Annotated in this window: 14 protein-coding genes; 6 read left to right on the top strand and 8 right to left on the bottom strand. The window is 38.1% G+C overall.

Features of this window, described 5'->3' with window-relative positions:
- Positions 1-2: 2 nt before the first annotated feature.
- From CYTFE_RS0122750 to era, 3 genes are all read right to left on the bottom strand, one after another.
- On the bottom strand, positions 3-1031 hold the full coding sequence (locus CYTFE_RS0122750) for a fatty acid desaturase (protein WP_027473708.1): 1029 nt from the start codon (positions 1029-1031) through the stop codon (positions 3-5).
- A 141-nt stretch (positions 1032-1172) separates the two neighbouring features.
- Positions 1173-2477, bottom strand: coding sequence for a ribosome biogenesis GTPase Der (gene der / locus CYTFE_RS0122745; RefSeq protein WP_027473707.1), 1305 nt, complete (start codon positions 2475-2477; stop codon positions 1173-1175).
- A 139-nt stretch (positions 2478-2616) separates the two neighbouring features.
- A complete protein-coding gene (gene era, locus CYTFE_RS0122740) occupies positions 2617-3501 on the bottom strand; it encodes a GTPase Era (protein WP_027473706.1) in 885 nt (294 codons plus the stop codon).
- 134 nt (positions 3502-3635) lie between these two features.
- Between era and CYTFE_RS0122735 the strand changes: the two genes are divergently transcribed.
- Entirely contained in the window at positions 3636-4148 is a 513-nt protein-coding gene (locus tag CYTFE_RS0122735) for a DUF3124 domain-containing protein (protein ID WP_027473705.1), read from the top strand.
- A gap of 97 nt (positions 4149-4245) precedes the next feature.
- Here the strand turns inward: CYTFE_RS0122735 and ahpF are convergent, their stop codons facing one another.
- Both ahpF and ahpC read right to left on the bottom strand, forming a co-directional pair.
- Positions 4246-5805, bottom strand: coding sequence for an alkyl hydroperoxide reductase subunit F (ahpF, locus tag CYTFE_RS0122730; RefSeq protein ID WP_027473704.1), 1560 nt, complete (start codon positions 5803-5805; stop codon positions 4246-4248).
- An 83-nt stretch (positions 5806-5888) separates the two neighbouring features.
- On the bottom strand, positions 5889-6452 hold the full coding sequence (ahpC, locus tag CYTFE_RS0122725; RefSeq protein WP_027473703.1) for an alkyl hydroperoxide reductase subunit C: 564 nt from the start codon (positions 6450-6452) through the stop codon (positions 5889-5891).
- A 374-nt stretch (positions 6453-6826) separates the two neighbouring features.
- Between ahpC and CYTFE_RS27800 the strand changes: the two genes are divergently transcribed.
- Positions 6827-7198 carry a hypothetical protein gene (locus CYTFE_RS27800; protein WP_044263011.1) on the top strand — a complete coding sequence of 124 codons (372 nt, stop codon included), beginning with the start codon at positions 6827-6829 and terminating at the stop codon, positions 7196-7198.
- Between the two features lie 113 nt (positions 7199-7311).
- Here the strand turns inward: CYTFE_RS27800 and CYTFE_RS0122715 are convergent, their stop codons facing one another.
- Positions 7312-8574: an arginine deiminase gene (locus tag CYTFE_RS0122715; protein ID WP_027473701.1), complete on the bottom strand. Its 1263-nt coding sequence runs from the start codon at positions 8572-8574 to the stop codon at positions 7312-7314.
- A 77-nt stretch (positions 8575-8651) separates the two neighbouring features.
- Positions 8652-9815 (bottom strand): NAD(P)/FAD-dependent oxidoreductase, encoded by a 1164-nt coding sequence (locus tag CYTFE_RS0122710; protein ID WP_027473700.1) that lies wholly within the window; start codon positions 9813-9815, stop codon positions 8652-8654.
- Between the two features lie 469 nt (positions 9816-10284).
- On the opposite strand from CYTFE_RS0122710, the gene CYTFE_RS0122705 reads away from it, so the two are divergent.
- The 4 genes from CYTFE_RS0122705 (at position 10285) to CYTFE_RS0122690 (ending at position 14835) form a co-directional block, all read left to right on the top strand.
- On the top strand, positions 10285-10773 hold the full coding sequence (locus tag CYTFE_RS0122705; RefSeq protein WP_152541630.1) for a carboxypeptidase-like regulatory domain-containing protein: 489 nt from the start codon (positions 10285-10287) through the stop codon (positions 10771-10773).
- Between the two features lie 544 nt (positions 10774-11317).
- The gene (locus CYTFE_RS0122700) at positions 11318-12415 is read left to right on the top strand and encodes an alanine racemase (RefSeq protein ID WP_044211769.1); all 1098 of its coding nucleotides are present in this window, start codon (positions 11318-11320) and stop codon (positions 12413-12415) included.
- Between the two features lie 60 nt (positions 12416-12475).
- Positions 12476-13864, top strand: coding sequence for a hypothetical protein (locus CYTFE_RS0122695; RefSeq protein ID WP_027473697.1), 1389 nt, complete (start codon positions 12476-12478; stop codon positions 13862-13864).
- Positions 13865-13875: 11 nt separating this feature from the next.
- Complete coding sequence (locus CYTFE_RS0122690; protein WP_027473696.1) at positions 13876-14835, top strand: LPP20 family lipoprotein; 960 nt, start codon at positions 13876-13878, stop codon at positions 14833-14835.
- Positions 14836-14899: 64 nt separating this feature from the next.
- On the opposite strand, the gene CYTFE_RS0122685 is transcribed toward CYTFE_RS0122690, so the two are convergent.
- The gene (locus CYTFE_RS0122685) at positions 14900-16279 is read right to left on the bottom strand and encodes a sigma-54-dependent transcriptional regulator (RefSeq protein ID WP_027473695.1); all 1380 of its coding nucleotides are present in this window, start codon (positions 16277-16279) and stop codon (positions 14900-14902) included.
- Positions 16280-16376 lie beyond the last annotated feature (97 nt).

Below are 16376 nucleotides of genomic sequence, written 5' to 3'. Positions count from 1 at the left end.
CACTAACTGTATGCGGTCTTCTTAATCATTTTTAATTCTCTGAAATTGATCAATCTCTGTCTTTCCTCATCCCACAAACGAAGGTTCAATGACTTTAAAGCCGTAAAAAAAGTAATGGGCTTAATCTGCCTAAACAAATCGTTTTCTTTATGGCATTTGGGCAAATTATAATTAGGAATAATGGGAGACAAATGATGAATATGATGAAATCCAATATTACCGGTGAACCATTGCAATAGAATAGGCAATTTAAAATAAGACGAACCTTCGAGGGCCATGGTTTTATAATCCCACTTTTCTTTTTCTGCCCAGATTACATCTTCGAACTGATGTTGCACATAAAACAACCAAATACCATGACTGGTAGCAATAAACAAAATAGGTAGTTGTATCAATAAAAATGCCTTCCATCCTATCAACCAAATCATACCCAATACAAGTAAAACAATAGCAATATTCGTAAAATGAATTTTTCGGTTAATACCTTTTTTGAGTCTCTTTAGAGTTAATCTAAAACCCAATGTAAAGTGCAATAGAGGTGCAATACCAAATAAAAAGACAGGGTGACGATAAACACGATATCGAAATCTGCCCCATTTTGAGCGATTCAAATATTCGTCAACCGTTAAGGTAAGGACATCACCAATACCTCTTTTATCCAGATTACCCACTGTATTATGGTGAATTAGATGATCGTTACGCCATCTATGAAATGGAGTAAAGGTAAATATACCTAACATGACGCCAACAATTTCGTTGTGTTTTTTCTTACGGAAGAAAGCACCATGAACACAATCATGAAAAACAATAAAGGTGCGAATTAAAAATCCGGAAGCAATAATGGACAAGCCCAATGTTAACCAATAAGAAATACTTAAACTATAAACCATCAGCACCCAGAGTGCTAAATATGGAACAACCGATGTTACCAACTGGAAAATACTTTTAGATAGTTTGGGTTTGTTATACTTTTTAATGATCTCAATCCATGCGGGTAGTGAGTTTTCGTTTTTGTGTTGTTGATCTTTCATACTGTAAAAAATTATTCTAATAAAAGTATAACAAGCAATGCTCCCAATAAGTTGTGAGATACGCAGATGTTTCTCTGCCATAGGCATAAAAAAAGGAGTAGACACCAGGCCCACTCCTCATTTCAAGATGTTTTATATCAATTATTTTTTACGCATAAAAACCTGTATCGGTACACCTGAGAAATCCCACATATCTCGAATTTTATTTTCAAGGAAGCGTTTATACGGATCACGAACATATTGAGGCAAGTTGCAGAAAAAAGCAAAAGCCGGAGTATTGGTTGGCAACTGCATAATATATTTGATTTTAATATATTTTCCTTTGGTGGAAGGCGGTGGATTATCACTCACTACTTGCTGCATGGCCTCGTTCAACTTAGAGGTAGGTATTTTGCGTGTTTTATTTTCATACACAGAAACAGCCATTTCCAAAGCTTTATGAATACGCTGTTTGGTAATCACAGATGTAAAAATGATAGGAAAATCAACAAAAGGGGCAAACTTACGTCTGACATCTTCCTCATATTTCTTTGTGGTCATGGTATCTTTTTCCACCAAATCCCACTTATTGATTAATATCACAATACCCTTCTTATTTTTTTGAATCAGCTGAAATATCTTCTGATCCTGACTTTCTACACCTCTGGTAGCATCAATCATAAGCAAACAAACATCCGAATTCTCGATGGCCCTAATTGCCCGCATCACACTATAGAATTCCAAATCTTCGTGTACCTTTGTCTTTTTACGTACACCGGCAGTATCTACCAAATAAAAATCATGACCAAATTTATTGTAACGCGTATAGATAGAATCTCTGGTGGTTCCGGAGATAGGTGTTACTATATTTCTATCTTGCCCAATAAAGGCATTCACAATGGAAGATTTTCCCGCATTGGGTCTACCTACAATAGCAAAACGAGGTATATCCAACTGCTCAACACTCTCTGCACTAGGAAAAATATCCACCAGTCGGTCCAACAACTCACCCGTACCAGAGCCATTAATCGATGAAATAGGAAACATCTCTTCCAGCCCCAAAGCATAAAAATAACTGGCCTCAGCCAATCTCTCAGGATTATCCACCTTATTGGCAACCATCAATACTTTTTTGTCACTACGTCGCAGGATATCAGCCACCATTTCGTCGTAATCGGTAATTCCGGTGGTTACATCCAGCATAAACAAAATCACATCGGCCTCTTCAATGGCAATGATGACTTGCTTTCGAATCTCTTCCTCAAAAATATCATCAGAACCCACGGCGTAGCCTCCGGTATCAACTACCGAAAACTCCAGTCCATTCCATATACATTTACCGTAAATACGGTCGCGCGTAACGCCGCTTTCCTCATTGACAATGGCTTGACGTGTTTCTGTAAGCCTGTTAAAAAGCGTTGATTTACCTACGTTTGGTCGTCCTACGATGGCTGCAATATTTCCCATTTTACTCCCGTTTTATGATATTCCAAATTTAAAAAGCGTGCAAAGATAGTTATAATTTTACACCATGACACATAGATAACTAAGAAACACAGTGTTATTTTATTTACAAGCATTTGTTACCATGATAAAAGCCCCACAATTACTTTTGTTCGTAACCAAAATTACGCAATGAATTATCCTTATCACGCCAGTCCTTATTCACTTTCACATAAAGCTGTAAAAACACTTTTTTATCGAGAAACTTCTCGATGTCTTTTCTTGCTTCTGTACCTGTTTTTTTCAAGGCATTTCCCTGGTGTCCAATAATAATTCCTTTTTGCGAATCGCGTGCCACATGAATAATAGCTCTGATATCGACTCTCTGAGGGCCTTCCTTAAATTCCTCCACCTCTATTTCAACAGAATAAGGAATTTCCTTTTGGTAATACAATAATATCTTTTCACGTATTATTTCTGAAACAAAAAAACGTGTGGGCTTATCTGTCAAAGCATCCTTATCGTAATAAGGATCACATTCGGGCAAAAGCTCCTTGATTCGCTTCATTAAATTGTCAGTATTGAAACCACGCAAGGCCGACATGGGAAAAATTTCAGCCTTGGGCAACTCTTCTTTCCACTTAGACACCAATCCATCCAGCTGCTCTGGGTTCGATTCGTCAATCTTATTAATCACCAAAATAACCGGCGAATCCGTTTTTCTCACACTGTTCAAAAAGTCGCTGTTCTTGTCCATCTTTTCAACCACATCGGTCATATAAATAATAACATCCGCGTCCTGTAGTGCTGTTTTAGAAAAGCGAAGCATAGACTCCTGCAACTTGTAATTGGGTTTTAAGACACCGGGAGTGTCAGAAAATACAATCTGATAATTTTCCTCATTGACAATGCCCAAAATACGATGGCGCGTGGTCTGAGCTTTTGATGTGATAATAGACAAACGTTCGCCTACCAACTTATTGGTTAATGTAGACTTACCCACATTTGGGTTTCCTACAATATTTACAAATCCTGCTTTGTGCTTCATTTACTCTTTATTATTTGTGACGAAGATACGAGGAATGGTTGGCTTGGCAAAAAAGTATATAACAATACCTTATCTTTCTTTTATTTGCCCCATGATATTTTGAATTTTGCAATTAAGTAATGTATCTTGTTCAAATGAGAAAAACGATAGAACTTCTACTGATTATATGTGTACTATACGCCTGCGAACAAGAGAGCAAACAACACAACATCAAGCAAGTAAGCTGGAAATCCAAAGAGCTTACGGATAAGGATTTCAGCAACTACTACCGCGGAAAAACCTACCTACCGGTATATTCTCATATTTATCATGTGCATGAACACAGAACCTTTGACCTTACCACTACTATCAGCATCCGCAATGTATCCTTAAGCGACACTGTGTATATTTTTAAGGCCGATTATTTTAATACGGTTGGAGAAAATATTCGGCAATATATTAAACACCCCATCTATGTAAGTCCGCTTGAAACCATCGAAATAGTAATAGACGAGGAAGACGAGGAAGGTGGTTCCGGCGCAAACTTTGTCTTTGAATGGGCCATGGAAAACGATAAAAATCCGCCACTCTATGAGGCTGTTATGATTTCAACATATGGTCAGCAAGGTCTTTCTTTCACGACCCGAGGAGTACCAATTAATGAATAGCAGTAAATGTGAGCCAAGCATCTTATACCTGCTGACCTAGTTAGTGGCTGCAAGAAAACAACTGTTTTTTCTGTTTTTGATAAGAAAGCTTCTAAGACTAGTTAGCCAGTTGCAAGCCCTTTATCTGATCGTCAAATGCCGACAGAGCAGCCTTAGCACCCTCTCCCATAGCAATTACGATTTGCTTAAAAGGAACCACAGACACATCTCCTGCCGCATAAATACCCGGCTTATCCGTCCTACAATGCTGGTCTATCATGATCTCCCCTGCCCGGTTTGTTTCAACCACTTCAGCAAAAACACCACTGTTGGCCTTCAAACCAATTTGAACAAATATTCCATCCGTAGCAATGGTTTCAACCTTGCCACTTATTCGATCTTTGAATTTTAACGCGGTTACTTTCTTCCCATCTCCATCAACACTAAGTGTTTCTGCATTGGTAATGACTTTTACATTGGAGTAGGTAGACAACTTGTCTTGGAGAACTTTATCACCCTTTATTTCATCCATAAACTCAAGCACTGTAACTTCCGAAGCGATGGATGCAAGATCAATGGCCGCTTCCAGACCAGAATTACCTCCACCTATCACAACCGTTCTTTTACCCTTGTAAAAAGGCCCATCACAATGCGTACAAAAGGCCACCCCTGCACCAATATAGTCACTTTCGCCCGGCACTCCCAGCTTTCTCCAACTGGCTCCTGTTGCAATAATCATTGCCGGCGTACTTAGTTTTTCACCCAATGAGGTACTAATTTCTTTGATGCCATTTACTAGGTTAACTTTTTCTACTCTTCTGTTTTCCAACACATCAATAGGATAATCACTTAAATGCTGTTTTAAATCTGCTGCCAATTTACTCCCCGTTGTCTGAGGAATAGATATCATATTCTCAATGGAAACGGTTTCAGTAACCTGTCCTCCAACCTTCTCTGCTACGATAGCTACCGAAAATCCTTTGCGAGCAGAATAAACCGCAGAAGACACCCCTGCTGGTCCACCCCCTACTACCACAACATCATATTTTTTTTCACTTACAGATACATCCTTGTTCACGGTACCTGCCTTTTCTTCTAGTTTTCCCAATAACTCTCCCAGAGAGGACCTTCCCACATGAAGCTGAATTCCATCCACAAAAACAGAAGGAACAGCCTGCACGTTCAACGCATCGACCTCTGCCTGATACATCGCTCCATCAATTATTTCGTGGCGAATCTGTGGATTTAACATCGAAATAACATTCAATGCTTGTACCACATCGGGACAATTCGTACAACTCAATGAGATATAACTCTTCACCTCATGCGTTCCATGAATGCCCTTTATTCTGCCAGCGATCACATCATCTGGCAAGTTCTTTCCAATACCGTCCATATTAAGAACCGCCAAAAGCAAAGAGGTAAACTCATGCCCCGTAGGCACTGCCCTAAAAACAATAGATGAGTCTATTCCATTTTTCACCAAAGTAAAAGCCAGTCCTTCACCATCTTCCAATGTATAACTTACTTTATCAGAACAGGAAGAAACTTCCTGAAGCAAAGTAATTAACTCATCCCTATTGGGATGGGATGGATGAGAGACTATTTTAAATATATAATCGTTCTTAAGATCGGCAAATAAGTTTTTTACCTGATCTTTTAAAGCTTGTTCTAACATATCGTGTATGGGTTAATGCTGTTTCTTATAAATTAGTGTCCCAAAAGCACTTATGCTCCTGGGACAATCTTATTGCTTAGGTCTTAAATTTTACCTACTAAATCAATACTTGGCTGCAATGTTTCGCTGCCCTTTTCCCATTTAGCAGGACAAACCTCTGCTGGATGCTCTGCTACAAACTGAAGTGCTTGTAAACGACGTAATAACTCATCGGCATTCCGTCCCACATTTCCGGCTACTACCTCATAGGCAACAATTTCACCTTGTGGATTAACAATAAAAGTACCACGCTCCGCTAAGCCTGCATCTTCAATCATTACATCAAATCCTCTGGCAAGTACGCCTGTTGGATCAGCAAGCATTGGGTATTTAATTTTCTTAATGGTATCAGATGTGTCATGCCATGCTTTGTGAACAAAATGCGTATCGGTAGATACCGAGTAAATTTCACAATTTGCTGCTTTAAACTCATCGTATTTATTGGCCAAATCTTCTAATTCTGTAGGACAAACAAAGGTAAAGTCGGCAGGATAAAAGAAGAATACAGACCATTTACCTTTTAAATCTTCTTTTTTAACAGTTTCGAAACCATTGTTTACAAATGCTTGCACTTCAAAATCTACAATTTCTTTTCCAATTTGTGACATAATATTAAGTTTTAATGTTTGAATAATTGTTATCTTATTTTCTGATATCAAAAGTAGTACTAGCACCTATATCAATCAAATCAATTGTTTCTATTAACCTATAGTAAAAATCTATTATCGCACAATATCAAACACATACACCTACCACCCATCCACTATTTAAGCTAAAAAAAAATGCAATATTTGTTAACATATACAACCATCATCGATGCGCTTATTAAAGAAAGTGATAATATTCATTATAGAGCTTCATCATCCCTTACGGCATGCTCGTCTTTCATATCAGCAGTTCAGTGTATTATTTCATTTTAACACCTCACTTCACAATATGATTAATTACATTTATAAGTATCAATGATAAAAAGCTAATATATATGTCATTTTCAGTTAAACATACATGCTTAGAAAACGATTCCATTTTAATCAGATCATTTAGTGGCAGCGTAGTTATGCAAGACGTGATCGACGCATGGAAATCAGACATAAAGAATGGCATAGTTCACTCCGGACTCAAGGGAATTGTCACCGACTTTACTCATTGCAAAAACAATGCAACAATTGATGAACTGCAGAAGATTGTTGAATTCTACAAAGACAACATAACCGTCTTTGAACACATTAAACTGGCTGTTGTTTTGGATGCCCCCAATGTAATAGTATTACTTCTTTTTGAAGAAACACACGCCGACATGCATCATAAAGCATTTAGCACTTTTAATGCAGCCTTGGCATGGGTTAAAAAATAAGGAACCCATCTTGAATTTTAAAAACAAATAAAAGCAGATCCCCAACAAAGCTATTCGAGAAATAGATGCAGGCTTAGGCAAGACCGATTCGCTGCACATGCACAAACCTCAACTTAGTAATCAACCCTTTTTCTTTTAAAGGGCATAGTCATACAACGTGCACCACCTCCACCACGGGCCAATTCAGACCCACTGATGGTAATCACATATTTTTCATAATCATTTAGACTAATTTTATTGTCTATAACATCCAAGGCAGGAATAATTTCAAAACCATTGTTATTCATCTCCTCCATTGTATAAACATTACGGTCGTATCCAATCACCTTACCCGGACCAACGGCAAAAAAATTAGCTCCGCTATGCCATTGCTCACGCTCCTGGATCCATAGATCTTTTCGCCCACCACAATAAAGAGGTTTTAAAGGCATTCCCAGCCCATTCAGACATTGCACCAAGTTGGTTTGTTTTTCAATATTCTTTACATGCCCATCTTCAATAGAAATAAGTATGGTTTGGTATTTATTGGGCTGCATAATAATAGGATCGTAAACCATGCACATATCTCTGTCGAGCAAGGTAAACACCATATCCAAATGAATAAAGCTTTCTGGTGTAGAAGGTAATTGTTGTACCACAACACTATGCTTTCCCTTATTCTTTTGTAGCTGACGTATAATATAATCAACCCCTTGGGTACTCGTTCTCACCCCCGTACCAACAATTAAAATATCTTCCCTCGCCACTAAGATATCACCACCTTCAATGGATATCTCATGCTTATGATGCTTTGACTTACTTGGATTTACGGTATTGCTTTTCAGTTTAGACGAGTGATTAAAAATAGTCTCCATTACCAAGGCTTCTCTCTCCCTAACCTTGGTGGCCATCTTTCCTATTAACACCTTATCATATACAGTCATGGATGCATCACGTGTAAAAAAGAAATTATGTAAGGGGCGCAGGGCATTTCTCTCGTCCGACAAAAAGCTTGTCAAGGTATTTTTATGAAGAGGAACACCTTCGATAATCTGGCGTGCCAATTCACTAGGTTTTAAGGCCAACAGTTTTTCCTTCAATAATTTTGCATTCTCCCTTTTACATATCTTATGCACTAAAGCCTCCCTCACTTCATCAATATTCAATATTTCGGTCAGTAAGTCTTTTACTTGAAATGTATGGGTAATCTTTTCCAACACCTGACTTAGTTGTCTATACTCTTCTTCAGCAACTGACAAATTCAAAATATCGCTGTATAATGCTCTCTCGGCGTTTCCGGGAGTCATATTTTCCACTTCACTCCCTGGCGTATGTAGTATTACACCTTCTATTTCTCCTATCTCGGAATAAACTCCGGTATGAATAGCTTCGGCCATATATTCAATTCATTTATTTGGATCACCTGCGAAAATAAGGATAATATCATAACAAAAAGATGACATTATGCACCCCATCACAACGGCAGTTCTCTATTGATTCTTTCTCTGGTCCATTTCTCCATGAGTGCCGTTTGATAAATCTTTGACCGGGAACCATCGTTCTTCATTAAAACAGCCTCAAGCTTTCCTTGGTCAAAATACATATCACGTACTATATCGTCTTTCTCCTCCTCTACCCATTCCAAACTACTTTTTGAGGGCAGGACAGCCAGATAATAATCGCCAAAAACTTCTGTTTTCATACGAAATGGTTTTAGCTCCAATTTTGTTTTTATTCCGCAAGCGTTCATTCCGGCCACCCGGCCTTGATATTCAGCAGCGTGCCACAAACAAGTAATCTCTCCGGAAGGATGCTCTGCTACATCGCCAGCTGCAAACACATCTTCTGCAGATGTTTGCATGTATTCATCCACCCTTATTCCTACATTGCACTGTATATTGGATGCAGCAGCTAATTCAATATTAGGCGTATATCCAATGGTAGAAATAACAGTGTCTACATCATACTGTTGCCCATTCATTTGAATAACACTTTCACCTAAACTACCATCTATGTCATGTACATCTAATAACAACTGAATGCCTGCCTTTTGAATAGTATCCTGCAAGAGTGCGGCATACTTGGGCGTAAAAAAGCGTTGAAGAACCATGGAGTTTCGATCAACCAATATCACTTTCTTACCTTTCTGCACCAATTGATCTGCGGTCTCAACACCTTCCACACCAGCACCTACAACCATATAGGTTCGTGACGAAGATGTGGAACGAATGATATTCTCTACCTGCCGTGCATTATGTACATTAAATACCATATCCTGAGACAACCCATTTATTGATAACGGCCTTGGTTTATTACCTATAGCTACAATCAATTTGTGATATTGCAGATTACCTCTGTGCTTAAACGAAAGTTCATGCTTAGCTGTCTCAATACCAATCACCCGATCAAACAAAAGTTCAACATGATGAGTAAGAAGCCAATCATGCTCCACCAATGCAAACTCATCCCGAGAAAAGCCAACTGCTATATGCTTATTTATTTTTGTTCTTTTATAAGGCAACCTGTCCTCATCACTTATCCATAATATAGAGGCTGACTGGTTTTGTTCTCTTATGGCCTTGATGGCCGAGAGGCCGGCAATACCGCCTCCAACAATAATAAAATCCTTAAGAATCATCTTGTATGTTGTATTTGTATCGAAATATAAAGTTATGATTTTATAGGAAGGTTTTGGAAAAAGAATTGTTTAAAACAATTAAAAAAAAAGCAAACAGCGTCAACCATACTGTTACCCAACCACAGTCTTACTAAATGCACTTATCATCCCAAACATTAAAAAATAATAAAAAAAAACTTTTTAGGTGGACACATGTTTACTCATTATGTTTTTGCCTCAAGATGAAGAAAATTAAAGTTTATATAGCATTATTGATTGCTCTGGTATTTGTGTTTCCCAACATTTATCAGCCTATGCTTATATTGACCGTGTAAGAAAAGAGATACAGGAATCTGTTTACTGTACAAATCTTCGGATGATAAAACTCCGAGGCCCGCCACTCTACGACTCAATAAAGTAATTTTTCTATTGGTTTTCTGCCCATCCAAATTCAGATGGCGGTTTTTATTTATTTTAAGCAAATAATTTTGTGAGAAAGTACATTTTGATGTGCTTGTTGTGTACCTGCTATGCATGGTCCGGCAAAGCACAGATGTATACTGTTACAGGATTCGTATATGATGAACATGGGGTTCCTTTACCAGGATGCCATGTACATTACACCCACCTATGCGAAATAACAGACATAAATGGCAAGTTTAGACTTAATGTAACAGAGGGAAATACGAATATTTCCTTCTCGTTTATAGGTTATCATACCAAAGACACTTCTTTCATCGCAACCCAGGATGCTGTCCTTACGGTAATGCTAAAAGCTGATAACCGCTTAATGGATGAAGTCTCTGTGATTGGCAACGGCATAAACACCCGTAAATCTAAAAAAAACGAAGTGATCAATGCCCGCTTTGTTGCACAAAACCAGACAGGTACCTTCATTAAATCCATAGAGAGATTACCCGGGGTAAATGCAATGGACATAGGTGCCAATGCTTCAAAACCCATCATCAGGACATTATAATTCCGGAAACAATCACTCATGATAGTGAACAGGAAGAAATCGCAGAAGGACATTACCATCTAGGTATATACTGTATCGACGAAGCAAGAAATGAGAACCAATATTTCATCGAAATAGAGATTGAACATGAGGATGAATAACTTTACTTGACATTAAACCCGAATGATGCAATAACTTCATCATAACTATTTAAAGTACAATTCAATCAAGCACTTGTTAAAATACTCCATAGTACCCACTATGGAGTATCGAAACAAATTAGTTGATCACTTGATGGGTAGCCATTTTAATACGTAATCGATTTTTTAATGCATTTTTCGGGTTTCGTCAATCACCCTAGTAGTACAAAATATATTTCGTAATAAACATTGACAAACAAAATATAGGTTCTACAGAAATGTACATAGCCAATAAGTTACTAGTACAAAACAATGGTTATGTTATATTTTTCATCAAGATAACAACTAGCTTTATGGGATGAACACCATAATCTTTGTAAGATTAAGGCGGGTTGCTTATATTTGGGCAACAAATACAAAAAAATATGCACCCAATTGCAGAACCTTCTTTACTGCTAAACACTTCCATATGCAAAGCCAACATCACAAAAATGGCGGCGCGCATAAGAGGGTGGCAAGGAGATTTCAGACCACATTTCAAAACCCATCAATCCGCAAAAATTGGCCAATGGTTTCGCGATGCAGGCGTAGAACGAATCACAGTATCCTCCTTTAAAATGGCGCATTACTTTGCGCAACACGGTTGGAAGGATATCACAGTAGCATTAACCTGCACCCCCATTCATACAGCAGCAATAAACCAACTGGCAGCTACCATCAATTTGAATATTCTGATAGAAGATGTAGCCAGCATACAAGCTTTAGAAGATCACTTAGAAAATCCGGTGGGCGTATTCATTAAAGCAGACACAGGCTATAACCGCACAGGCATTGATGCCGAAGACTTTATTACATTAAAAAAAATATTAGCTCATTTAAAGGACACAAAAAAACTAATTTTTATTGGCTTTTTAACCCATGCGGGCAACACTTATCATGCACGCAACATGGCGCAAATAAAAAAAGTTGTTGATCCGGCATTGGAGAAGATGCTTGCCCTCAAAACATTTTTAAGAAAAGAATTCCCCTTAATGGAACTTTCATGGGGCGACACGCCCAGTTGTTCCATTTATAATGATTTTTATGGTATCAATGAGTACAGACCAGGTAACTTTGTCTTTTACGATTACACCCAAGTTCAAATAGGCAGTTGCTCGATGAACGATGTAGCGGTATGCATGGCTGCACCCGTTTTGGCCACACACCCACAGAGAAACGAAATAGTAGTACACGCAGGAGCGATACACCTATCTAAAGAATATATTCAATTACCCAATGGTAATATATCCTATGGAAAAGTGGTTAAAATAAACCATGCTTTAGAATGGGACACACACGATATTATAGGTGAAGTCAAATCTTTATCACAAGAACATGGTGTAATCTCGGCAAACAAAAAAATCTTTGCACACATACAACCAGGTGATATATTGGGAATTATTCCCGTTCACTCTTGCTTGACTGCACACTTAATGAAACATTTTTTAACCACAGAAGGTAACTTTATCGAAATGATGAAGTAAAAACAGGTGAAAAAACCCAACAACAATAAGATAATCACTAATTCTATAAACGATTTTTACATGAAGCATCTAATACTTCTTATTTCGCTCATTTTTATTTTATGCGCCTGTGCCAGTAAACGATATGTGAAAAAAGCCAGTCTACTGGAAAACTCCGGTCTTTATTCTGACGCAGCAAACAACTATTTTAATTCATTACAAAAAAACATCAATAATATTGATGCAAAATTAGGTCTTAAACGTACAGGCCAATTGGTATTGGACGACAAAATAGAAAACTTCAAATCACTATACCAAAACGGAAGTGCCAAAGAAGCTGTTTATGCCTACCGTTCGGCAGAAGATTATTTAAAAAAGATACAAGGAGTGGGTATTAAGCTTATATTTCCTGAAGAAGAGAAAAATTATTACAGAGAAGTGGAAGATACTTATCTGAATCAGATTTATGGAGAAGCCATCAAAGCCCTTCAACTAGATCAATTTACCAATTCAGAAAAACTACTCGCCGAGATTCTTACAATTAATAACAATTATAAAGATGCCAAGAGTCAATGGATAGTCGCAAAATATGAACCTATCTATCGTACTGCAAATGAGCAGTTGAATAATAATATGTATCGATCAGCTTACTTTACCTTTAAAACAATTACAGATCATGTAAAAACCTACGAAAACAGCCTGGAACTCATGAATTATTCTTTAAAACAGGCAAAAGTAACTATTTACATATCTGCGGTAAGCACAAATCTATCCGCTTACCAAACCATCGCCAGTCAGTTAAACAACAAAATAATCAAGGGAATAACAGATATCCAGTCACCTCTTTACGAAGTGGTTGGCGCCAGTGTCACCTCATCCCAAAGCAATACGGCTAAGCTAAAAGCTTTTATGTTAGACAGAACGAAAGGGGTGGAAAATGAAATTACCATACCAGATTCCAAGGCCTTGTTTGAAGCGAGTATTCAGAAATACACAAAGGATAATGGACGGTTAGTGAAAACAGAAAAAAAGGGGTACCTCAAGCGAACAGAGACTTATATGGACAAAACTACCCAGCAGAAAAAAACAAGAACAGTATACGACAAAGTAAAGTATTACGAATACTATCTTGAACGCAAAGCTAATTTAACGGTATCTTATTCTATGAAAAGAAGAGATAGGGATGAAATTATCATTTCAAACGCCTTTAACAAAGAAGAAAAAGATATTATTCACTACGCTTATTTCGAGGGTGATTATAAAAAGATTGTTCCCGGCACCTGGAAATACCAAACCAAAAGCAATGCTGCCGATAAGGTATACGATGATGCTTCGAGCGTAAATAAACTACGTCAACTCTTCGAAGGTAACAGAACTGCTAAAACACTGACTCAATTAGAGAACACCCTAATGAATAACTGTGTGGCACAAATCACCCAAGAAATTAAAAATTATCAGCCAGAGAACTAAAATAAGATCGTATGCAAAAAATATTTACACTCATTGCCATAACAATTTTACTTTCTGCGTGCGCTTCCACCAAAAAACAAGCAGCACTATTAGAAGAATCAAAACCTGCCTGGTTAAAAGAGCGTCCCACTGATCCGGATTACTATTTTGGCATTGGAATAACACCCAAAATAGGAGCTCCCATGTTATATGAGGACAAAGCAAAGGAAAGAGCTTTAGCGGATATATCCAGCCAGATCAATTCAACAATTAAAGCAGAAGCCCTATTTTATCAGGTGGAAGACAAACAGGGAGTTCATGAGTATTTACAAAATAGAATCAAGTCCACCTCCTCCGAATACTTGGAGGGCTACGAATATGTGGATGACTGGGAAGACCTTTCAAACGTATATTTGATGTACCGCCTTTCTAAACAAAAATACAAGGAAACAAAAGAACTACGAAAGAAAAAAGCTTTTAAGCTGGCTACTGAAAAGTATCTAAAAGGACTGGAACTACGAGACGAAGGCAGACACATTTCGGCCATTGAACATTTTGCCCAAACGCTGGATGCATTGAGTGGTTATATGAATGAATCTACCTCCACCGATATCAATGGGAAACAGCTCGATTTGGCCTCAGAGGCGACAGTTCAAATCAACAAAATGATCAATAGCTTTGAAATTGTATCTGACCTAAACAACTTGGATCCATCTAATTTTTTTGTTGTATATGATGGAGATGAACGAACAGTGAGCAACTGTCCTGTGCATTTCAAGTATTCTGGTGGCTACTTGGTCAATGATCACGTAAAAACAGACGACAAGGGCAAAGTAGCAATACCCGCACTACCGCAAACAGAAACAGTCCAGTCGCAGGAACTATCCATTGAGATTGATTTGCTTAACTTAGGTCGCCAGGTTACTAAAAACCTATATGTCAGAAAACTAATCGAACAACAAAAAGCGGGGAGTTTGATCTTGGGAGAATAGGTCTTTATGCATCAGACCTTCACACAGTGAAATAGGAGTCGAATTAAACCATTAAAAAGACACCTTACACGATGGTTTTTCCAATCTCTATCCCAAACTTTTTTATTTTACGCTTAAGTGCATCCCTTGAAATACAGAGTAGATCAGCAGCTTGTGTCTGGTTCATTTGGCAACGTCTAAGTGCTTCCACAATAAGCTGCTGTTCATTACGCTCCAGATCCAAGGTATCAAAATACATACTCTCCTTTTGGGCATCCCCTTTTAAGGGGAAATCTCCAGGCAATAGCTCATTACCCTCCAATAAGATCAAAGCCCGCTCTACCATATTACGCAATTCCCGTACATTACCCGGAAAATAATATCCTTGTAATTTCTTAATTAAATCACCACTTATTCCGGGTGCTTCCATATTTTTTTTGCGCGCAAACGAGTCCACAAAATGGTTTAACAACGGCTCAATATCCTCGGGTCTTTGCCGTAAAGGAGGAATATTAATCTCTATGGTATTGATACGATGATACAAATCAATACGAAACTTACCCTCCTCAATCAGCTGCTCAATATTTTTATTGGTAGCCGAGATAATACGTACATCCACCGGCATCTCCTTGTTCCCTCCTACCCGCTTCACTTTGTTTTCTTCGATGGCTCTCAAAAGCTTGGCTTGCAAGGAAAAAGGCATGTCGGCGATCTCGTCTAAGAACAAAGTACCATTATTAGCCAGTTCAAAATATCCTTTTTTATCATCGCGGGCATCTGTAAAAGCCCCTTTTACATGACCAAAAAATTCACTCTCAAGCAATGTGGCAGGGATGGCCGAACTATTCACCGGGGCAAACACTTGCTCACTGCGGGGACTGGCATAATGTATAATACGCGAGATGATTTCCTTTCCAGTTCCGTTCTCACCTGTCACCAGCACGTTTACATCTTTATCTTTGGCCGTTTTAAGCGCTATTTTTATAACTCTTTTAATGGCATCACTCTCACCAATAAAGTCCTTTTCAATCATCCCTTCCAATTCACGCGAGACAAGCGATCCTATATCTTCTGCACGCTCCAGCTTCTTCTGAAGGGCAATAAATTTACCTGTTCGCTCCACAGCTACCTGAATATCCATTACCTGAAAAGGTTTTCTTATAAAGTCTGAAGCACCTTTACGCATGGCTTCAATTACCATATCCATATCACCATAACCACTTATCATGATCACCTCTATACTCGGATAATCCTCCTTCACCTTTTTCAACACGTCCAACCCATTCATACCCGGAAGTATCACATCCAGAATCAGTATGCCCGGCTTCTCCTTTTCCAGCAAAGCAAAACCCTCGTTGGGTGTATTGGCGGTATACACCTCAAAACTTCTCTTATCCAGATGATATTTTAATTTTTCGGTGATACGAACTTCATCATCCAGAATCAATATTTTCAAGTTACTCATTATATATTTATACTTTATAACAACAAATCATCGATTTGTCTGCTGCTTCTTTCAATAATCACATTATATGATATAAACACAATTTACCGACGAATAA

The sequence above is a fragment of the Saccharicrinis fermentans DSM 9555 = JCM 21142 genome (genome assembly GCF_000517085.1).
In the GTDB taxonomy this organism is placed as follows: Bacteria; Bacteroidota; Bacteroidia; order Bacteroidales; family Marinilabiliaceae; genus Saccharicrinis; species Saccharicrinis fermentans.
This window is presented reverse-complemented; position numbering and strand designations above follow the sequence as displayed.